This is a genomic window from Oligoflexus tunisiensis, from assembly GCF_001748245.1.
GTDB classification, from domain to species: Bacteria; Bdellovibrionota_B; Oligoflexia; order Oligoflexales; family Oligoflexaceae; genus Oligoflexus; species Oligoflexus tunisiensis.
Window position 1 is genome coordinate 6,556,749 of the sequence record NZ_BDFO01000001.1, and the last position, 20,505, is coordinate 6,577,253.

At 55.8% G+C, this 20,505-nt stretch carries 18 protein-coding genes; 11 read left to right on the plus strand and 7 right to left on the minus strand.

All coding sequences use genetic code 11. The features are described 5' to 3' along the window. Entirely contained in the window at positions 1 to 408 is a 408-nt protein-coding gene (locus tag OLTU_RS27125; protein ID WP_141735859.1) for a hypothetical protein, read from the plus strand. Here the strand turns inward: OLTU_RS27125 and OLTU_RS27130 are convergent, their stop codons facing one another. Both OLTU_RS27130 and lysA read right to left on the minus strand, forming a co-directional pair. Beyond that, positions 409 to 1,392: a YhdH/YhfP family quinone oxidoreductase gene (locus OLTU_RS27130; RefSeq protein WP_141735860.1), complete on the minus strand. Its 984-nt coding sequence runs from the start codon at positions 1,390 to 1,392 to the stop codon at positions 409 to 411. It abuts the gene before it with no gap. A gap of 105 nt (positions 1,393 to 1,497) precedes the next feature. Further along, positions 1,498 to 2,736, minus strand: coding sequence for a diaminopimelate decarboxylase (gene lysA / locus OLTU_RS27135; protein ID WP_141735861.1), 1,239 nt, complete (start codon positions 2,734 to 2,736; stop codon positions 1,498 to 1,500). 137 nt (positions 2,737 to 2,873) lie between these two features. Here lysA and OLTU_RS27140 point away from each other — a divergent pair, with 137 nt between their 5' ends. From OLTU_RS27140 to OLTU_RS27155, 4 genes are read left to right on the plus strand one after another with little or no spacing between them, the layout of a single operon-like run. After that, positions 2,874 to 3,497, plus strand: a complete 624-nt coding sequence (locus OLTU_RS27140; RefSeq protein WP_218110297.1) for an arylesterase — start codon at positions 2,874 to 2,876, stop codon at positions 3,495 to 3,497. Positions 3,498 to 3,534: 37 nt separating this feature from the next. Next, positions 3,535 to 4,203 carry an ABC transporter ATP-binding protein gene (locus OLTU_RS27145; protein WP_141735862.1) on the plus strand — a complete coding sequence of 223 codons (669 nt, stop codon included), beginning with the start codon at positions 3,535 to 3,537 and terminating at the stop codon, positions 4,201 to 4,203. Between the two features lie 13 nt (positions 4,204 to 4,216). Then, positions 4,217 to 6,754, plus strand: coding sequence for an ABC transporter permease (locus OLTU_RS27150; protein ID WP_176737009.1), 2,538 nt, complete (start codon positions 4,217 to 4,219; stop codon positions 6,752 to 6,754). A gap of 24 nt (positions 6,755 to 6,778) precedes the next feature. Further along, positions 6,779 to 7,546 (plus strand): phytanoyl-CoA dioxygenase family protein, encoded by a 768-nt coding sequence (locus OLTU_RS27155; RefSeq protein ID WP_141735864.1) that lies wholly within the window; start codon positions 6,779 to 6,781, stop codon positions 7,544 to 7,546. A gap of 14 nt (positions 7,547 to 7,560) precedes the next feature. Here the strand turns inward: OLTU_RS27155 and OLTU_RS27160 are convergent, their stop codons facing one another. The 4 genes from OLTU_RS27160 to OLTU_RS27175 form a co-directional block, all read right to left on the minus strand. Further along, the gene (locus OLTU_RS27160; protein WP_218110298.1) at positions 7,561 to 8,238 is read right to left on the minus strand and encodes a hypothetical protein; all 678 of its coding nucleotides are present in this window, start codon (positions 8,236 to 8,238) and stop codon (positions 7,561 to 7,563) included. 180 nt (positions 8,239 to 8,418) lie between these two features. Beyond that, a complete protein-coding gene (locus OLTU_RS27165) occupies positions 8,419 to 9,477 on the minus strand; it encodes a COX15/CtaA family protein (RefSeq protein ID WP_141735866.1) in 1,059 nt (352 codons plus the stop codon). Between the two features lie 85 nt (positions 9,478 to 9,562). Next, the gene (locus OLTU_RS27170) at positions 9,563 to 12,229 is read right to left on the minus strand and encodes an ATP-binding protein (protein ID WP_141735867.1); all 2,667 of its coding nucleotides are present in this window, start codon (positions 12,227 to 12,229) and stop codon (positions 9,563 to 9,565) included. Positions 12,230 to 12,325: 96 nt separating this feature from the next. Then, entirely contained in the window at positions 12,326 to 12,802 is a 477-nt protein-coding gene (locus OLTU_RS27175; protein WP_141735868.1) for a hypothetical protein, read from the minus strand. Between the two features lie 131 nt (positions 12,803 to 12,933). On the opposite strand from OLTU_RS27175, the gene OLTU_RS27180 reads away from it, so the two are divergent. After that, complete coding sequence (locus OLTU_RS27180; protein WP_218110299.1) at positions 12,934 to 13,827, plus strand: DnaJ C-terminal domain-containing protein; 894 nt, start codon at positions 12,934 to 12,936, stop codon at positions 13,825 to 13,827. A gap of 17 nt (positions 13,828 to 13,844) precedes the next feature. On the opposite strand, the gene OLTU_RS27185 is transcribed toward OLTU_RS27180, so the two are convergent. Next, positions 13,845 to 14,960, minus strand: coding sequence for a DUF3108 domain-containing protein (locus tag OLTU_RS27185; protein ID WP_176737010.1), 1,116 nt, complete (start codon positions 14,958 to 14,960; stop codon positions 13,845 to 13,847). Between the two features lie 155 nt (positions 14,961 to 15,115). Here OLTU_RS27185 and OLTU_RS27190 point away from each other — a divergent pair, with 155 nt between their 5' ends. The 5 genes from OLTU_RS27190 to OLTU_RS27210 all read left to right on the plus strand — a co-directional run bounded on the left by OLTU_RS27190 (position 15,116) and on the right by OLTU_RS27210 (position 20,439). Then, positions 15,116 to 16,873, plus strand: a complete 1,758-nt coding sequence (locus OLTU_RS27190) for a 30S ribosomal protein S1 (RefSeq protein WP_141735870.1) — start codon at positions 15,116 to 15,118, stop codon at positions 16,871 to 16,873. A gap of 253 nt (positions 16,874 to 17,126) precedes the next feature. Further along, complete coding sequence (locus OLTU_RS27195; protein WP_141735871.1) at positions 17,127 to 17,462, plus strand: LapA family protein; 336 nt, start codon at positions 17,127 to 17,129, stop codon at positions 17,460 to 17,462. A gap of 98 nt (positions 17,463 to 17,560) precedes the next feature. Beyond that, positions 17,561 to 18,925, plus strand: a complete 1,365-nt coding sequence (rsmB, locus tag OLTU_RS27200; protein WP_141735872.1) for a 16S rRNA (cytosine(967)-C(5))-methyltransferase RsmB — start codon at positions 17,561 to 17,563, stop codon at positions 18,923 to 18,925. Positions 18,926 to 18,940: 15 nt separating this feature from the next. Then, positions 18,941 to 19,849, plus strand: a complete 909-nt coding sequence (locus tag OLTU_RS27205) for a phospholipase D-like domain-containing protein (RefSeq protein ID WP_141735873.1) — start codon at positions 18,941 to 18,943, stop codon at positions 19,847 to 19,849. Then, entirely contained in the window at positions 19,849 to 20,439 is a 591-nt protein-coding gene (locus tag OLTU_RS27210; protein ID WP_141735874.1) for a hypothetical protein, read from the plus strand. The genes OLTU_RS27205 and OLTU_RS27210 overlap by 1 nt, the downstream gene beginning before the upstream one ends. Positions 20,440 to 20,505 lie beyond the last annotated feature (66 nt).

Below are 20,505 nucleotides of genomic sequence, written 5' to 3' on the forward strand. Positions count from 1 at the left end.
ATGCTGCGTTTTCGGACTGGTTTTCTCGTCTGCCTGCTGATGATGGGCTGCCAACCGCTGTACAAGGCGGAGCGGAATTATCAGGTTTATGAAAAGGATCAGGAATTCTTCCAGCCGCTGATGAATGAGAAGGACGAAGGCTCACGGATTGTGCTGGAGGATCAAAGCTATCCGATTGAACTGCAGCTGTATAAGGACGGGCGCTTTCATTACCATCTGAAGCGCCTGGGCGACGGCTGGGGTACCTGGTCCTATCAAAAGGGCTTTTTGCAGCTCTATGCTGAGCGCAAACTCTTTGTGATGAACTTTGAGATCCATGGCATCGAGCAGGATGGGGAGGCGTTGAGTCTGGAGTTCTCCGACCGCTTCGGCCCCAAGTTCCTGCGCCTGCAAAAGTCCCTGCGCTGATTATCGAAGCCGAACCAATGTGCGGCCGGTCGTTTGCCGGCTCAGCATTTGTTCGGCGGTCTCGCGAACTTCATCAAGACCGATCTCACGGTTGACAAAAACGTCAAGCGACCTGGGTCTCCACGCCCCGCTCAACTTTTTCCAGATCTCCTCGCGCAGGGGACGCGGACAGTTGGCGGAACTAATGCCCAGAATGCTGACGCCGCGCAGGATGAAGGGCATGACAGTCGCTGAAAATTCATGGCCACTAGCCAGCCCCACCGAGGCCACATTGCCCCAAAGATTCACATGCCGCAGTATGCCTTCCAGCATGCTGCCGCCGACATTGTCGATCGCACCTCCGAAACGAACCGTTTCCAAAGGTCGCGTGCCCAGTTCCAATTCCTCGGGCCTTAGGACTTTCGCGGCACCTAGCTCCAACAGCGCTTTCTTCTGTTCCACCTTGCCGCTCACCGCCACCACTTCAAAACCCAGTTTGGACAGCATCGCCACGGCCAGCGAACCCACGCCCCCGCTTGCGCCCGTGACCACCATGGGGCCTTTGTCGGGGGTTTGATCATTCAGCAGCAGGCGATGCAAACAAATGCCGACCGTAAAACCGGCTGTTCCAAAGATCATGGCATCCCGTGGACTCAGATCCCCAGGCAGGGGAATCACCCACTCGGCCGGGACACGCACATACTGCGCAAGTCCTCCGTCCTGATTTTCACCAAGGCCGCAGCCGGTCACGAGCACCGGCATGCCCGCGGGATAGCGCGGATCATCCGATTCCTTTACCACACCCGCCACATCGATGCCGGGGTTGGCCGGATAGGTCTTGAGGATTTTGCCGCGTCCGGTGATGGCCAGCGCATCCTTGTAGTTGATGCTCGACCAGGCGGCTTCGATCAGGACATTGCCCGGAGCCAGCTGGTCCAGCTCCATGGAGACGAGCTGGCTTTGATTCACACCATCCTTGAGAACGCGCAATGCACGAAATGTCATGGTTTCCCCCTGCTTGACGTGAGTTTTCAACGTTCTGCAGATTAGGAGCAAAGGCCGGGAATGACAAGGACCTGAATCGGTTATGGTAAGTTTCTTCTCTCTGGCCTAAAGCTCCAACTCCCAAAGATCCTGGAGCGACTCCCGCCGCCGGATCACACGATATTCGCTCCCGTCCACCAGAACTTCAGGCGCGCGCGGACGGCTGTTGTAGTTGGAAGCCATGGAGGCTGCATAGGCTCCGGAACTGGCAAGATAAATCAAATCCCCGGGAACGCAGGCCGGCAGCTCGCGATCCTTGCCGAAGTAATCTCCGGTTTCACAGATCGGTCCGACCACATCATATTTTTCCAAAGGCCCGGCTGCCGTCTTAACCGCATGAATCGCATGATACGAGTCATACATCGTCGGCCGGATCAAATCGTTCATGGCCCCATCGACGATGAGAAAGTTTTTCTCAGGCGTCCGCTTGGTGAGCAGAACCGAACAAAGCAGAATGCCCGCATTCCCCACCACCAGACGGCCGGGCTCGATCAAAAGTTTCAACCCGGTGGGCTTCACAGCCCCAAGCACAGCCGCTGCATAACTCTCCATCGACGGCGGCGCTTCCTCCTTATATCGAATCCCAACGCCACCACCGAGGTCGATAAATTCCAGCTCATGCCCCAGCTCGCGTAGGCCAACCGCAAACTGACTCATCCGCATCGCAGCTTCCGCCAGCGGGGCCACATCGACGATCTGGCTTCCAATATGGCACCCAACTCCAACCAGACGCAGGGAAGGCAACTGACGCACCCGCTCCGCCAGGGCTTTGGCTTCCGCCTCAGCCAGGCCGAATTTGGTACTGAAGAGACCGGTGGTGATTTTCGGATTGGTGCGGGCATCGATATTGGGATTCACTCGGAGGGACACAGGCGCGACCATGCCGCGATCCGCGGCGAGCGTCGCAATCATCTCAAGCTCCGCCGCTGACTCCACGTTGAACGCCAGTATCCCTGTGCGCAAAGCGGCAGTGATTTCATCCGCGCGTTTGCCCACACCGGAATACACGATCTTTTTGGGATCCACACCCGCCCGCATCGACCGCTCCATCTCGCCCTGGGACACAATGTCTGCGCCGAAACCGCTCCTGAATATTTCCTTTAATATCGAAATATTGCCATTCGCTTTCACCGCATAGCAGGCCAGCACAGGATAAGTCGAAAAGGCTGAAAGTATACTGCTGCATTGGTTCAGAATACTGCGCTTGGAATAGACGTAGCAGGGCGTTCCCACTTCCTTGGCGATGGTGGACAGAGCAAGGTCCTCACAGTAGGCCTGGCCGTTTCGGTCGTGGAATGCTGACATTTCGTGTCTCCTGCAAAGGCACAAGGGGCTTGGGTTGTGCGTCGCTTACTGAAATCAGTGATGGATCCGCATGCTGGCGTTGGTGATAATAGCGGGGGCCTTTGACAAGGTCAAAACGTTAATGTGGAGACATGTTCATGCTGCCTCTTTTAAGAAGGTTCATCCTGTTGGTCAGCGTGGCTTTGGGCACTGCCGCCAGTCCCTTGGCCGCCAAGCCTGTCATTCTATCTGTTGGCGATTCTTTGACCTTTGGTCTTGGGGTTCCCCCGGAAAAAACCTGGCCGTCCCTGCTCGAAGCCCAGCTCAAGGCGGACGGCCATCCCAAAGTCAAAGTCATCAACGCCGGATCGAGCGGCGCCACCACAGCCTTTGGCATCTCAACCTTGAAGTTCCACCTCAAGCGCGGCAAACCTGATTTGATTATCTATGCTCTCGGGGCCAATGATGGACTGCGCGGAATTGATCCCGCCACGACGCATAAGAACCTGAGCGCGGCCATGGAAATGATTCAGGCGCAGGGCATCAAGGTTCTGCTGCTCGGCATGAAGGCACCACCCAACTACGGGGAAAAGTTTCCCAAGGATTTTGAATCGAGCTTCACCAAGGTGAAGGACAAGTACAAACCCGCTTTTATCCCCTTCCTTCTGGAAGGCGTCGCCGGCAAGCCGGAACTCAATCAGCCGGACGGCATTCATCCCAATGAAAAAGGCTACGAACAGGTTTTGAAGCTCATTTATCCCAAGGTCAAAGAACTTCTGTGATGACCAATGGAACGAACTCTTGGAAATAGGACCCTCTATGGCGTTGGTTGAAGTCAGGCAGGTATCAAAGGAATTTCAACAGGGTGAAACCGTGATCCCTGTGCTCAAAAATCTCAGCTTTGAGGTCGAAGCCGGGGACACGGTGGCTATCGTTGGTCAATCAGGTTCGGGAAAATCCACACTGCTCTCACTACTGGCTGGATTGGATCAACCCTCGCAGGGCGCGATTCACGTGGATGGCCAGGATCTGGGCCGCCTCAATCAAAATGAACTGACCCGCTTCCGCGGTCGCTCCATCGGCATTATTTTTCAGCAGTTTCACCTGATGCGCAGCCTCACAGCCTTGGAGAATGTGCTGCTGCCTTTGGATATTCTGGGCATGCCCAACGCCGAAGAAAGGGCCATGGATGCCCTGCAGCTCATGGGCCTCGGCGCGCGGGCCAGGCATCTGCCCCAGCAGCTCAGCGGCGGTGAATGCCAGCGCGTGGCCATCGCCCGGGCCTTTGTCGTGGAGCCGCGTATTCTTCTGGCGGATGAACCCAGCGGCAACCTCGATACCGCCACCGGGGAAAAGGTGATGAACCTTCTCTTTGATGCGGTGGGCCAGCGCGGTATGACTCTTATCCTTGTGACCCATGACATGCAGCTTGCCTCCCGCTGCAAAAAACGTCTGCCTCTGGTTCAGGGTCAACTGCAAACCACTTGAGCAAGGAACCTCCATGCTGCTCCGTTACGCTTTTCGTGAACTGCGCAACAGCCCGCGTTTTTGCCTGCTGTTCTGTTTGAATATGACCCTGGGCCTGACCGGTTTCATCGCTCTTGATGCCATGAAACGCAGCTTCGAGGACAAGCTGCAATCCTCGGCGAAAAACATGATGGCTGCGGACCTCACTGTTTCCGCCAGGCGGGAGCTGCGCCCTGACGAAGCGGAAAAGCTGGCCGCTGCTCTGCCTGAAGGTGCGAGACAGATCGAGGTTCTCTCCCTCTATTCCATGGTGACGAGCCCCAAACGCAGCGTGCTGGTGGAACTGAAAGGCATCGATCAGGGTTTTCCCTTTTATGGGCAATTGACCCTGGAAAAAAAGGGGATTTTCAAAGGCCATCAGCCGCTTGAACTTCTCACCGCACCCAAGGTCTGGGTGGTCCCGGAACTTCTGGTCCAGCTCGATGTGAACCCCGGAGAAACCGTCCGCATCGGCAAGCTCGATTTCGTGATTGACGATGTGATTCAGGATGATAGCTCAGCGGCCATGATCGGAGCCTCGATGGCTCCTCGCATCTATGTAGGAAAAAATACGCTGGAGCAAAGCGGATTGATCCAGTTCGGCAGCACGACCCGGCACACGCACCTGATCCAGCTCCCGGCCTCCGCCTCTCTGGATGAGGTCGAACAGAACATTAAACAGGCCATCGCCGATGCCGGCGTGCGGGTCACAGCCTATGACAAGGCCGGTCAGGACAATGGCCGCATGCTCGCCTATCTCTCCGATTATCTGGGTTTGGTCTCGCTGGTGGCTCTCGCTCTGGCCGCGATGGGAGCCTCCTATCTTTTCCGCATGTATCTCGATCGCAAGCAGACCGCGATTGCCACGCTGGTCAGCATCGGGCTGACTCATGGAAAAGCGATGATGCTTTATATCCTGCAGCTCACCCTTCTGGGAGCCGTCAGTGCTGTGCTGGCCAGCCTCGTCAGTATGCTCCTCGTTCCTTTGGCCTCGGGCCTTTTGAAAACTCTGACGCCTGTCCCCCTTGCGATTCAGGTCGGTGCGTCCTCGCTGGCTCTGGCCTTTGCCCTCGGCATTTTCGGATCCATTCTGGTTTGTCTGCCGCAGCTGTTAAGAATCCGTAAACTGAATCCTTCCGTGCTCTTTCAGGAGTTCGGCGGCGGGGATCGGCTGTGGACCGCTGCTCTTTGGATCAGCTATTTGCCCAGTTTTGTCGCCTTCTATGGCCTCAGCCTTTGGCAGGCGCATTCCTTTAAGGTTGGCACTCTCTTCTGCGCCACCCTTCTCGGACTCGCTTTAATATTTGCCTTCATCGCCTGGTCGGGACTGAAATTTCTGGCTTTGCGAGCCCGGAAGGGTTCCCTCAGCTCACGTCTGGCGATCACCTATCTGCGTTCGCAAAAAAGCCATTCCCTCAATTCCTTTATTGCCCTCGGCATTGGTGCGGCCCTGATCAATCTCATTCCCCAGATTCAGCACAGCATCCAATCCGAACTGCAAAGACCGGATGGGGACGCGCTGCCGAGTCTTTTTCTTTTCGATATCCAGGAGGATCAGGCGGAAGCCCTGGAGGCTCTGGTCCGCGCCGAGAAGGTGACACCCAAGGCGATGGCCCCGATGATCATGGCGCGCCTGAGTGAAGTGAATGGCCAGCCCTGGCGCAGGGCCAATGATCCCGCTGTGACCCGTGAGGAGGAACAGGAGCAGCGTTCCCGCAACCGCGGCGTGAACCTGTCCTACCGCACGACTCTGGCCGAATCGGAAGAGATCGTGGAAGGCGCCCTGTTCCAGGGCCCTTACCAGGAAAATTCCGGCAAACCCGCCGAGCTTTCCATTGAACAGCGCTATGCCGAGCGTCTCGGCGTCAAGCTTGGGGATACGTTGACTTTTGATGTTCAGGGGCTTCCCGTTTCCGCCGTGATCACGAGCCTGCGTAGCGTGAAGTGGAATACCTTTCAGCCGAACTTTTTCCTCGTGGTGCAACCCGGTCTAATCGATGATGCGCCCAAAACATTTCTGATGACTCTGCCGTCGCTGGAGTTTGACAGGAAACTCGAACTGCAGAAAAAGATCGTGGATGCCTACCCCAATGTTTCGATCATCGATGTCACAAAACTGGTCGCCAAGATCAGCGAACTGGTTCAGCAGATGTCGCTGGTGTTGATTGTGATGGGATGGCTCACGGTACTGACAGGGCACGCGGTGATCTTCTCGATCGCCCAGAATCAGGCGCTGGCACGCCGCTGGGATAGCAATCTCCTCAAAATTCTGGGTGCGGATTTCAAGGTGATTTTGCAGGCGACGCTTAAGGAATTTGGCTGGCTTGGAGCAGGCGCGGCGGTGCTGGGATCCATTCTGGGTTTGGCCGCTTCCTTTATCATTGGTAAAATCATTTTCAAAGGCCTCTGGCAGCCTTCGCTGGCTGTGCCGGTGCTGGTGACCCTGGCTCTGATCGCGGTCTGCCTGATCACCAGCTATGTGGCCACCCGCAGAATCCTGGGTGAAAAGCCTGTGCTCTATGTCGAGGATTAATCCTCTTTCGCAAGGGAAAATCGCATGAACGCAGCAGTCGAGAGTTTCATCCGGGACGGTTTTCTGAGAATCGATGATGCGTTTCCTCAGTCGCTGGCAGACGAGGTCCGCGCCATCATCTGGCGCGACACAGGCTGCACAGAGGATCCTGCCACCTGGAAAGCGCCGGTCATCCGGCTCGGCGAATACACGCAGGAACCGTTTGTGAAGGCGGTCAACACACCGAAACTTCATCAGGCCTTTGACAGCCTCGTGGGAAAAGGCCGCTGGGCTCCGCGCTCCAGCCTAGGCTCCTTTCCCATTCGCTTTCCCCATGAGGAAGCGCCGCAGGATGATGGCTGGCATGTGGATGCAAGTTTCCCAGGTCCCAACCCGAACAATTACTTTTCCTGGCGCATCAATGTCCAATCCAAGGGACGCGCCCTTCTTATGCTCTTTCTCTTCTCGGACGTCAGCGAAAAGGATGCTCCGACCCGTCTGCGCGTGGGCTCACATCAGGATGTAGCGCGCATCCTGGAACCGTTTGGAGAGGACGGCCTGGCCTTTATGAAACTCGCGCACCGGCTTGATGCCACGGATCATTGTCCCGAGGCTTTGGCGACCGGACCGGCCGGCACGGTTTATCTCTGCCATCCTCTCCTCGTTCATGCCGCGCAAGCCCACCATGGTCGCGTGCCACGCATCATGGCCCAGCCCCCGCTTTTTCCCAAGGATCCGGTCAACATCCAGCGTCCCCATGCCGAGTGTTCACCTGTGGAACTGGCCATTAAACAAGCGCTGGGACATAGCTGATGGTGAGGAAGCGCCTACTGGGAGCGAAAGATCGCATGAGGCAAAAATAGTCCTGACTTCTGCACCGTGGCTTCAATATTCAGAAGATTCAAAATCCCTTTGATCGACTCCATAAACCAGGGCGGAGCGTAGGGGCTGACGATCACGTTCCGAAAGAACCGGCGGATATCGATGTTGAGATAGGTCCCACGCGGGTTCACCTCATCCGCACTGTGCAGAAGCCGGACCTCCTGCTCGTAACGGAACTGCGGCCGCTTCACAAGCCCGGGCATGTACTCGGAGTCATACTGAAAGAGCGGATCGAGAATAAGGTCGCTGTAGTAAACACTGGCCAGCGCGTAATACTGGTCATTGCCTTCCAGGGACTGCAGAAGCTCGCCGACCGTCATGGTACAGGCGATGCCATAGGACGCGTCGGAATAGATTTTCCAAAGGAATTCGGAATCGGATGATCCTTGATGGAAGCAGCAGGCGCTGAGCCGTTCCCGCCAGCGCGTCGAGCCTTGAATGCACTCCTTCAAAAACCAGGAGTCCGTGCCGAGAGATTCCAGGCGCTTTCTGATTTCTGGGTCATCCAGTATGGTATAAGCCTCGGGATGATAGAGTCCCTCATGCTTGTCTTCAAACTGCGTAATGGGACACAGAAAAATCTGATGGGACTGAAGCATGGCGATAAATCGGGCCAGATCCATGAAACGCCATAGAAGAGCGTCATCGGCCGGCCGTTGCAGGCAAAGATGGGCGTCGTATAAGGGCATTGAAAAGGCCTCAGGGTTGCTCAGATGCCGGTCGATTCATGGCCCCGACCAGCTCCTGCCCATCCTGAGTCAGAGCCCGGGATGGTTCAAGTTCGTCTTTGCAAGAATCGAACCTCAAGCGGCCTGACGGACCAGCGAAAGTGTACCCACCCGGGCTTCCCGCATGGCATGCACAGCATTCACCGTCAAAAGGAGAAGGATGCAGGCACCGATCTGATGCAGTGATCCCAAAGCCACGGGAACCCTATAAAGCAGGGTGAAAACGCCGAGCGCAAACTGCACCAGAACCATGACGAGCAAAGCCTGAAAGCTCCATTTCTGCCGTGCGCTCAGGTAATCCTCCTTGCGGCTCATCACATACAGACCCACCGCACTGAAGAGAACCAGCCAGCCGAGGCAGCGATGCACGAATTGAACGGTCACCGGATTCTCCAGAAAATCCAGGACCGGCCCCATGGAACCAATACCCTGGGGTATCCAGAGTCCATTCATGGTGGGAAAGGTGTTATACATGTGACCGGCGTGCAGACCCGCGGTCAGCGCACCATAAAAGATCTGCAGGCTGACCAGTCCAAGAAAGGCGATGCTCAAGGGCCTCAGGCGGGATTGATTCAGATGCCGGCGCAAGGGCGCGCGCAAATCCATGGCCACCCAATAAAGAAAACACATCAGAAACAGGGCCAAAAGCAGGTGCGCGGCGAGACGGAAGTGGCTCACACTCGGTCGATCCACAAGTCCCGACTTGACCATCCACCAGCCCAGCACACCCTGCGCTCCGCCCAAAATCAGAGCCATAACCAGCTTGAAAGCCAGCGTCCCCCGCACCTTTTTCTGCAGCGCGAAGACCAGAAGCGGCACCGCAAAAACGAAGCCGATCAGACGACCCAAAAGTCGGTGACCATATTCCCAATAGTAGATGAATTTGAAGTCCTCAAGCTGCATCCCCTGGTTGATCTTCTGATACTCCGGGTACTGCTTGTAGCTCTCAAACTCAGCATGCCAGGCTTCCTCGGTCAGGGGTGGCAAAATGCCGGAAATGGGTTTCCACTCCACGATGGACAGGCCAGAGCGCGTCAATCGAGTCAGGCCACCGATGGCGACCATGGAAAAAACCATGAAGGCAGTGATCAAGAGCCAGATACGAATGCCTGTAGTTGATTGCGTTTGAGCCATCGCGGATCTCCTGGAGCCTGGGCATCACTGAGGAGCTTCATCCATACCTCGGGGAGCAACGCCTGTCAATTGATGGCATCCCGGCTCAAGAGGCGCGGGTCAGAAGGTCCTTGTCGCGATAGCTCATGCCGGTTTGATCACGCACCATTTCCTTCAGGAAACGGCGGAAAATCACCCCTGCCAGACAGCGATGGAAATGCTTCTCGTCGAAGGAGGGCGGAACAAAGAGGATATTTTCCGGAAGAATGGCCGAACCGTTCAAGGCATCAATGTCGAGCTCCTCCTCGGGGAAGAGAACCACACCATCCTTCTTGCGATCGTTTTCCTCGCGGGTATCGATGTAGGACTTGACCATGGCGCTGTCCAGCAGGACCAGGCAGGCCGCCCCTTTGATCTCCTGCAGGGTGGCTTCATCAAAGGGATGCAGATAGGATTTAAACACCCAGCCGCCCATGACCTTGTCAAAGAAGTTGTTGATCTGCGACTGCAGGTTTTCGAGGTGATTGGTGAAAATCAGAACCTTGAATTCATACTGAGCAAAGCGCACGGGAATGTTCGATGGAATGTTGATCTCCAGCTGCTGAGCCTGACGCAGATAAAGGGAACCCCCGTTCTTGCGCAGCATGGTGCCCGCAGCCTCCATCGCCTTGCTGTCCTTCTCAAAGGCCCAGTCGTGGGGCACGTCATCGCCCAGCAGAGTGGCCTTGATACGATAGAAAACAAAGCTATCCACGCGACGGCGGCCCATGTGTTCTTCCACCGAGAATTGGATGCGGCAGCCGGTCGGGCAGCGCTGATGCAGATCGGTCAGGATCTGGCGCAGAACTTCGATCAGGCTGATCTTATCCGTAAAGATCGTAATCCGGCCGAGGTCATTGTACTCAAACACAAAGCGATCCTGCGCATAGTGCAGGTAGTCACGCTGCACTTCATCGAGCACATCATGCAGATCATGAATGCCGAGAGGGGATATGAAATCCTCCGAGGCCGCCGGAATCCAGAAGGATATGGTCGTGCCCTGACCTTTCACAAAACTCAGGGAAAGACTGCCCCCAAGACCCTGCACATAATCGCGAACCACGTCCATGCCCAGACCACGTCCGGAGATTTCCGTCACGGTTGTGGCGGTGGAGACCCCGGTGTGAAAAAGGAGCGGTACGATTTCCTTTTCGGTCATGCGGTCGGCGACCTCAGCGGACACAAGGTCCATCTCGATCGCCTTGGCCTTGATCCGCGCGATATCCAGACCACGGCCATCATCACTCAGCTCGATATTGACCAGGCCGTCCTGTTCCTTGGTCCGCAGGCGGATCAGTCCGCTCCGTGCTTTGCCGGCCGCGACGCGTTCTTCAGGCATTTCAATGCCGTGATCGATGGCATTGCGGAGGCAGTGGAGCAGGATATCATTGACCCGGGCCAGGGTGCTGGAATCAAAGTGATGGTATTCCAGATCGGTTTCAATCTCCTGGATTTCCTTGCCCATGGAGGCGGCCACTTCCATAAGCATCTGATTGTAGCCGCGCAGATATTCGCGCAGCGAGGCTTTATCAAAACTGGAAAGAGCCCGGCCGAATTCCTTTTGAATCAGTTTCAAATGCCTCTGCTCAAACTTCGGATCCCGCAGGATCGAGGCGAACTGATTCATCAGGGAGCGGATCCACTGCACGCGATACTTCAGGTTGAAGGCCGAGCTGCGTTCCGAGTTGTTCAAAATTTCCTTGCGCAAGCTCGCATAGGAATAGACCTCTTCACTGATGGCCATGATTTTCTGGGTCAACTCCGCCAGCACCGAAGGGGTGAAGCTTCGCTTGCCGGTCCGGAGCTCCTCCAGATAATGCTCCACCGTATGGGCTACATCCTGGATCGACGTCAGCTTGAAAAGCTTGGCATTCGCTTTGATCGTATGAACCGCACGGAACATACGGTTGGCGGTATCGATGGGATTCGGTCCGGCCTTCTCCCGCAGGGTTTTGAGATCGAATTTGATGTCCTCGAAGAGTTTCCGTGTTTCGCTCATGAAAAGTTCGAAGAGGGAATCGGACACCTGCAGAAGGGCGAAGAACTTTTCCATATCCTTGCGCTGCTGCTCCGCCTTGACCTCGCGCTCTTTGATTTCACTGATATCCTGCATGATCAGATGCACGCAGACCAGTTTTTCTTCCGCATAGACCGGAACATAGCTGAGGCGTGCAAAGGCAGTCGGGCCGCGTTTGAGCTGGGCTTCCTGAGGCAGGCTGAAGGCCGTGGCGGTCCATTGAATCCGGTTCATACCATAGGCATGGCCGAGCTGAAATTTCAGCATCTGCAGCTCGTCCTGATTCAAGCGCGTGACGAGGCCGAGCATCTCGATCAGATCCCGCCCATCCAGATCCTCGACCGGGCCCAGGCTTTTGGGGAAGACCGGAGTTTCAAGCTGAATGCGCAGCTGGGCATCCACACTGAAGACGGCAAAGCGAAGGTTTTCGACCACGAATTTCTGCAGATCCGCTGACATCGAGATAAGAGGCGCCTCAAGCTCCCTGGCTTCTGCGGCCTCCTGGGCCTTGTCATAGGCTTCGAGGCGGCGTTCCCACCAGCGGCGCGCCACCAGGACAATCACTCCAAAACTCAGGAGCAGACCTCCAATGCGGATCACGGCTTCACCCAGCATGAAGACCCAGATCGCTGATACAAAAGCATAGATAATCAACGTTCCGGCGACGAAACCCAGACTGCTGGGAGCTTTGATTTGCGGCTGCTTGCTTTTGCTCATGCCCGCCTTTTTACATTCGGAAGGTCCAAATGGGTCTTTCGGCGGAAAAGCATGGGAAGTTGAACTTTGGTCAGCGAGGAACCAGGCGCGTGGACCTTACCAGCATGATTGGACAGCCACGACGCCCTTTTTTTGTTCAGCGACCCAAAATTCCCGATCGTCAGGCGTAAAGCAGATCAGGCTGCGGCCTTTGGCGTCGGTGCCACCCTCGGCTTCCAACCGATAGCTGGGCCGGTCCTTGCCTTGCGGCAGGCTGCGATAGGCATAACGCGGCGCCGGGGATTTGATGTCGTGACAGCCATGGAGGATGAACCCCAGGCGCGCGGCGCCTTCCGGCTGTTCGCAGTGATCCTTGCCCTGCAGCGGAGCGCCGTAGGACTGATCAAAACGCGCGTATTGTCCATGCTCGATGTGATAAACGTTTTGCAGGGTCTGCATATAGCTGAGCAGGAGCCTGGCTTCGGCCTGCATGCCACGGATCGACAGCTGACGGTAGCTGACATAGCCGAGGCCACCCAAGGTGCATGCAACCAGGGCGAGGCCAAGACAACCTTGTACGGTGATGCTTCGCAATGCTTTCGTCCTTGTGCGGATTCTTTCCGATCATGACGATTTTATCACAGCCTTGGGATCGGGACTTGACTTTCGCGTCCCTGGCCTCATCTTTATAAAGGAACTTGGGCTGTCCATTTTTGGGGTTAACTGTGCAAAACTATTACGAAATATTAGGCGTCCCGAAGACGGCTAACGAGGCCGAGATTAAGAAGGCCTATCGGAAACTCGCCATGCAATACCACCCTGACCGGAATCAGGGGGACAAGGCGGCCGAGGAAAAGTTCAAGCAGATCAATGAGGCCTATGCCGTTCTATCGGATGAGAAAAAGCGCCAGCAGTACGACATGTTTGGCGATCAGCGCTTTCATCAGCAGTACAGCACGGAAGACATTTTCCGCGGAACGGATTTCGGATCCATTTTTGAGGAAATGGGACTCGGCGGTCGCGGCAGCTTCTTCTCGAGTTTCTTCGGTGGTGGACCGGGTGGTGGCTTTGGTCGCGGCGGAGGTTTTGGTGGACCTCAAAAAGGGCAGGATGTGGAGTATCCGCTCGCCATCGGTTTCATGGAGGCATTCAACGGTGCCGAGCGGCGGGTGAACTTTTCGCTGACCGATGGAACCCAGCGGGAGTTGACCGTGCGCATTCCCAAAGGCGTGAAATCCGGAGCCCGCCTGCGTGTCAGCGGACGCGGGGCCGCGTCACGAACCGGAGGCCCTCCTGGCGATCTTTTCATCGTCGTACAGGTGGCCGATCATCCGGAGTTTAAACGTGTCGAGGATGATATCGAAGTGCCGCTCCGATTGAAAATATCGGAGGCCTTCCTCGGTTGCAGCAAGATGGTGAATACACCGGAAGGCCCGAAGAAAATAAAGGTCCCCGCTGGGGTGAAGGCCGGCACGAAGATTCGTCTGCGTGGACTGGGCTTCACCGATCCGCAGGGCCATCAGCATGATCTCTTCGCGGTCGTGGATTTGGAAATTCCACGCGAGCTGTCGCAGGAACAGAAAAAAGCGATTGAGACCCTGGCCGAGGCGGGGCTGTAATCCAGCCCCATCCCTGATTACGCGGCGCCGGGCGTAAAGCGATCCAGCTCCAAATAAATGGACCCGAAGGTCACCTCCCCTTCCACCCGCAGCATCGGGTGGTTGGGATGATCCGCTGCGATCCACACAAAGAGTTTGCCACGCTGCTGCAACTCCTTGCCGAGATAAGTCTTCACCGTAAGTTTATAGGCTCTATGCTTGCCGACTTCCGTCTTCACCGTTTCCACGGCAATCGGTGTGGCTTCGAGCCACCAGTTTTTTTCCGAAGTGTAAACCAGAATACGTTCGGTCTTGTTCAGCTGCCAATCAAAAGTCCGTAGCTTGAAAAGCGCGCCCAAAGCATCATCGGCGGTTGGCTGGAGAAAATGTTCCTCGGTCTTTTCCCGCTTTTTCTTATGATCCACCGTGCGCTCGTGCACCTTGCATGTGACATGATCGAAGTCGAGCCATTTTTCAGCGTGATAGCGCCGAACAAAAGGTTTTTCTTCGTCCTGGCTCATGTAGAATTTGGTCACACCAAAATCCCAGGGACGTGAAAAGGCCTGCATCTTGTCATGACCGGCGAAGATCATTTTATACCAGTCGCCGGTATACGCCTCGGCTGTAAACACGCGATGCCAGCGCGGTTCTGAAATCACGGTCCCATTCTTTTTGGCGACCGGCATGGTGTGTTTGGTGGGGGGCTGCACCCGCAGAAAGCCGTAGCCAACGTGGACTTTGACGAGGCCGTACTTCAGGACGTAGCGGGCCTCCTCTCCTGGCTGAAACGGCATGCCTTTGTAGGTATCCGCCCGGGGCCAGTTGGGAGCAGGCTCTGGATTTTCAGGGCACTCGCCTTCGGGCACGACAGCCGGTTCCGTCGGCTTTGACGCAGGGGCTGCGGCGGCTGGGGTGGCTTTGGCTTCGGCCGTTTGTTTCGCGCCGGCTGAGGATTTGGCATGGGCCGCAGGTTCCGCACCTGGCGGTTTTGCCAACCATTCCGCTTTGGTCGCCTTGGCTGCATCTGACACGGCCCCTGCCGCTTCCTTGGAAGCAGGGACGGTTTCAGCGGGGAAAGCGATGCCGGGTCGGCCGAGGGAGAGTATTAAGACAAGATAGTATGAACATCGCAGGGTGCTGGTGGCTAACGTCATCCCGTGTTCCTGTAGGCTGCTGCGCCAGGGGATTCTGGTCGCAGCCCTCATCTTAGCGTGCTTTCATTGACTTTTATAGACCCGCGTGATAACGATTCAAGCTCTGAGAAAAAAATATGTCCGATGGGCGGACAATTTAGGAGTTAACCACATTTATGCAATTACACGAATCCAAGCTTGCAGGTATCGGCAACATCCACTGGGAGGATGAGGATACCGGTTTCGACCATCAAAAGGGCGAAAGCCAAGAATTCGCCAATATGCTGAATTCAGCAGATACGGGCGAAGTGAAAGAAGGCTCGATCGTTCGCGGCCGCGTCGTTCGCTTTACAGACGACTCCGTGATCGTGGATATCGGCCACAAATCCGAAGGCGAAATCCCCAAGTCGGAATTCCTGCAGCCGGATGGTACGCTTTCCGTTGCGGAAGGCGATGTCGTGGAAGTCTACCTTGACTCCTTCGAAGATAACGATGGCGAGATGGTTCTGAGCCGCGAACGTGCTGAAATGTTCCGCGCCTGGGATCGCATCTCTGACGCTTATGAGAAGAGCGAAATCGTCGAAGGCCGCGTGATCGCCCGCGTCAAGGGTGGTCTGTCGGTTGATATCGGCGTGAAAGCCTTCTTGCCTGGTTCGCAAGTTGACCTGCGCCCTGTGCGCAACCTCGACAAGCTGATCGGCGCCAAGCTCCAGTTCAAGATCATCAAGTTCAACAAAAAGCGCGGCAACATCGTTTTGAGCCGTCGCGTACTGTTGGAACAGGATCGCGAAAAACTGCGTAGCGAAACTCTGTCGCACCTGAAAGAGAACGCTGTTCTCAAGGGTATCGTGAAGAACATCACCGATTACGGTGCCTTCATCGATCTCGGCGGCATCGATGGCCTTCTTCACATCACCGACATGTCGTGGGGCCGGATCAACCATCCTTCCCAGATGTTCGAAGTGGGTCAGGAAATTGAAGTCAAGGTCCTCTCGTACGACGAAGCCCGTCAGCGCGTATCTCTTGGCTACAAGCAACTGCAAAACGATCCCTGGCTTACTGTGGCTGAGCGCTACACCGTCGGCTCACGCGCCAAAGGAACTGTTGTCAGCTTGACTGATTACGGCGCCTTTGTCGAAATGGAGCAGGGCGTGGAAGGCTTGATCCATATCAGCGAAATGAGCTGGAGCAAGCGCATCAAGCATCCTTCCAAGGTTGTGCAGGTCGGTGACGAAGTTGAAGTGGTCATTTTGGCCATGGACACTGAAAACCGCCGCATCAGCCTCGGCATGAAGCAGATCGAGCCCAATCCTTGGGATATCGTCAAAGAAAAATATCAGGAAGGTGACGTTATTCGCGGCAAAATCCGCAACATCACTGACTTTGGTATCTTTGTCGGCATCGAAGACGGCATCGACGGCCTCATCCATATCTCCGACATCTCCTGGACTGAGCGGATCAACCATCCTGGTGATCTCTTCAAGAAAGGCGATGAAGTGGAAGCCAAGATTCTGCAAATCGACGCAGAAAACGAGCGCTTCTCTCTCGGCATCAAACAACTCGGCGATGACCCATGGGTCAAAGCTTCGCGCGAATTCCAGGCCGGTACCAAAGGCAAGGGCCGCGTGACCAAGGTTGTTGATTTCGGTGCTTTCGTTGAACTTTCTCCCGGCGTCGAAGGTATGATCCATATCTCCGAACTGTCTGACGAGAACGTGACGAAAGTGGAAGACGTTGTGAAAGAAGGCGACGCTGTTGAGTTCGTCGTTCTCTCCAGCGACAGCGAAGAGCGCAAGTTCTCGCTTTCCCGTAAAGCCCTGCTCCGTCAGCTGCAAGGCGACGAACTTCGTCAATACATCAGCAACGTCGAACCCAAAACCGGTTTGGCTGATGCTTTTGCGAAGGCCAAAGCGGCTAAAGAGCAAGAGAAGTAATGATTCGGCTGCCTGGGTCATCCGGTCCAACCTGATGGCACAAGCAGCCACCCTGACCTCCCGAACGACCGCTGGTCGGAACGGAGGCTTCACAGGCTGCCCGGCCTGAGTCAACCTGTGGCCATGGGCAGCGGCAACTTCCAGGCTTGAGTTACGCAATATCGGGCCAAGAGCAGCCCTTGATAGCTAGAACGGGCCCAGTTACAATCAACTGGCCCGTTTTTTCTTTTGTACTCGTCGGGAGTAACCAGGTATGAGTTATCTGCGCCGCTTGATCAGCTTCGTGGTGGTCTTGATCTTCCTTGGCTACGGTGGGTATTTTGGTTTTCTGAACATGGACAAAGTCTATGTCAATGTTCCCTATTTTGGGGAATACCGGGTGGCCGGTTTCCTGGCATTCCTGGCGTCTTTCATCTTCGGTGCTCTCTTTGCTGCGGTCTTTTTCGGCTATGATTTCTTTCGGAAAACCTTCGAAGTGCATCAAAGCCGTCGCGCCCTGTCCCGCGTTCATCAGGAACCCCACCGCCGTGTCAGCCGTTTTTTGGAAGACGACACCGACACCACCCCGCATCACGAACCCTCGCTCTGAGACAACATCCCTCATAGGGTTTTCACCAGAGCCTTGCTATATATCCAGGCGGCAGCCTCGTGCGGCTGCCCCTTTTCTTTTTCAGGAGGTTTCCTGACTTGAGCCTATCCCTTGCCCGTGAAATAGCCTATGACGCTTTTGTCGCCGTCATGGAGAATCGTAAGAAGCCGGAAAAAATTCTGGCGGAAGTGTATGCGCAGCATGAAAGCAAGCTGAAGCGCCTGGACCGCAATTTCATCAAAGAGATTCTCTACGGCAGTCTGCGCTGGAACTCCAAGCTTTACTGGATTCTGCAGAACACCTCCAAGCGCGACCTCGAAAAGTCGAGCCCGGAAATCCGCGCCGCGTTGGTCTGCGGGACCTATCAGATCTATTACATGGACCGGGTGCCCGACCGTGCCGCCGTCAACGAAAGCGTGGAATACATCCGCAAGAAGGGTCAGCACAATGCCTGCACCTTTGTGAACGGCATTCTGCGGCAGATCGCACGGCGCGCCGAATACTTTGCCAAGCCCGACAAGGTCGCCAAGCCGCGTGAATACCTGGCTCTTCAGTTTGCCCATCCCCAGTGGCTGGTCGATCGCTGGTACAAGCGTTTTCGCTTTGAACGCATGGAGCAGATGCTGGCGAGCAACAATCAGCCGCCTCCGGTGACCGTGCGGATCAATGCCCTGAAAACTCCTGTGGAACAGGCCGCCACGCTGCAGGACAACCTTCTGCGCGAAGAGAAAACCAGGAGTGACCGCCGTCCTCTGCGCTCGGCTCTCCACCTGGACCGTTCCCCCGAGACCGGCGTCGAAAGCCTCTTTGGTCGCGGCTATTACACGATTCAGGATGAAGCCTCGCAGCTGATCGGTTACCTCGTGGCCCCTGCCGAGGGTGAGGTCCTGGCCGATGTTTGCGCGGGTCCTGGCGGCAAACTCTCCCATGTCTATGAACTTGGTGCCGAAAAAATCACGCTGCTCGCCGTGGAAAAGGATCAGGATCAGTACAATCGCGCTCGCGACACCATGCATCGCCTGGGTCATGACAAGGTCACGTGGATTCAGGAGGACTTCCTGACATGGAAGCCTGAAAATAATCTCGATAAGATTCTGCTGGATGCGCCCTGTTCCGGCCTGGGCGTTCTGCGTCGGCATCCCGAAGGCAAGTGGCAGAAGAAGCCCGAGATCGTGGCTCCGCTGGCCGAACAGCAATGGCACATGATTCTGCACGCGCTCGAACTTCTGAAACCCGGTGGGGAGCTGATTTATTCGGTCTGTTCCTTTGAATCCGAGGAGACCGAGGAGCATCTGCAGAGACTCGTCGACCAGTTCAGTGATAAAATGGAGGTTGTATCTCCGCTGCCCCGTCTGCCGGACTACTACAAGAAGTATGTCACGCGTGAACAGCTCTTTGCGGTTTACGCGGGCAATCAGGACGATATGGATGGTTTCGGGGCTTTCATCATCCGCAAAAAATAACAACGGATGGACAACATGCATCGTCTGCTGCCAGCTTTCCTCGCCCTCTGTGCTTTAACGCAGCCGGGCTTTTCCGCTTCCGAAGAAGCGATCCATGCACCGCAGGCCCCGGTTCCTGTTCCGGGGTTTAGCCTCAAAAATACTGCAAACTTTGATGAATTACGTCATAATGTTTTGGAGCTCATAGGTTCCAGCAAAAAACGCGTCTGGCTGATCACGGACTATCTTACGGATGGTGATGTGGTTTCTGCGCTGTTTTTGGCAAAATACCGAAAGGTTGACGTCAAAGTGTTATTGGGTCGCAGCAAACAGAATCAATATCTTTCGCGCCTCAGTTATCTGAAAGCGCAGGATATTCCTGTTTTCACGCGCCCGGAGCATGGCTTTGTTGCGCCGACTCTGGTGTTTGTGGATCAAAAGCTTTACACGATCAACCGCGACCTCAACTCACTCGCACACATTGGACAAGCTCAGATTGCCCAGGCTTCCCCGGCTGATGTGAAAAATTTCGTCAGCTGGTTCCGTGATACCCTGGAATATCCTGTGCCCGCTGTCGTGCGGCCTGAGATGCAGGTGGGTCGTTCCCGCAATCGTCCTGCGGAAAGCCGTCGCTCTTCACCCGTCGCTGAGGAAACTCCGGTTTCCAGATACGATGGGGAACCCGATGGGTCCTATAATTACGATCGTTCGTCTCTTTCCAGACGTCCTCCGGAAGGTGTGCCCACGCAATTACCTCGGATTCCAGTCTGGCAAAAGAACCGCGATATCAGGCAGAAGAATCCGCCGATCCTTCCCCTTGCACCGAATCCGCCTGTCCCTGCGGACAGAGGCACCCAACCTGGACCGACAGCGCCGACTCCGGTCGAAGCTGTGAGTCCAGATAATCCCGCACCGACAGGCCAATTTCCGGAGGAGCACCCCTAATGCGTAAGATCCGTCTTGTGTCCCTCTTCAGCTTCCTGCTTCTCATCGGCTGCACCAGGACGTGCAGTTCCGGGCGCGAGTCCATGACTCCCGAGGAGGTGGTGCAGGCTTACCTCGATATTTCCTTGAACATGACCGAGGTGGGTCAGAAACAGGAGCTGCTGAAGCTGACCACAGGCAATCTGAAAGGCGCGTTGGAAGGTGCTTCGGATGATGTGATCACCTCCGCCTTTATCAAGCAGAACTTCAAGCTCGACCGCTATTCCGTGGTCGAACGTCGCGATCGCACGCCGCGTGAAACCGAGATCACGTTCTATCTGAGCTATCGCAACCTCGGTCCCGACAAGGGAGTCAAGCTGGAAAACGCGCCGACGACCACGACGGAGAACACGGTGTCGGTGGTCAAGCGGGATGGCGCCTGGTACATTCAGGATGTGCTGGGAAAGAAAACCTCGATCGACTTTATCCTTGGGGATGAGATCAAGCCTGGTGAAGGTGGCAGCGAGCCTGAGCAGCCTGAGGAAGTGCAGGCCGCGGAAGCCGCTCCAGCTGAAACCGCGCCGGCAGAGGCCACACCTGAGGCTCCCTGATTCCGCGCCATGACTGAAAAACAAAAGCCGCTCACGGATGGAACCGGAGCGGCTTTTTGATTTGCC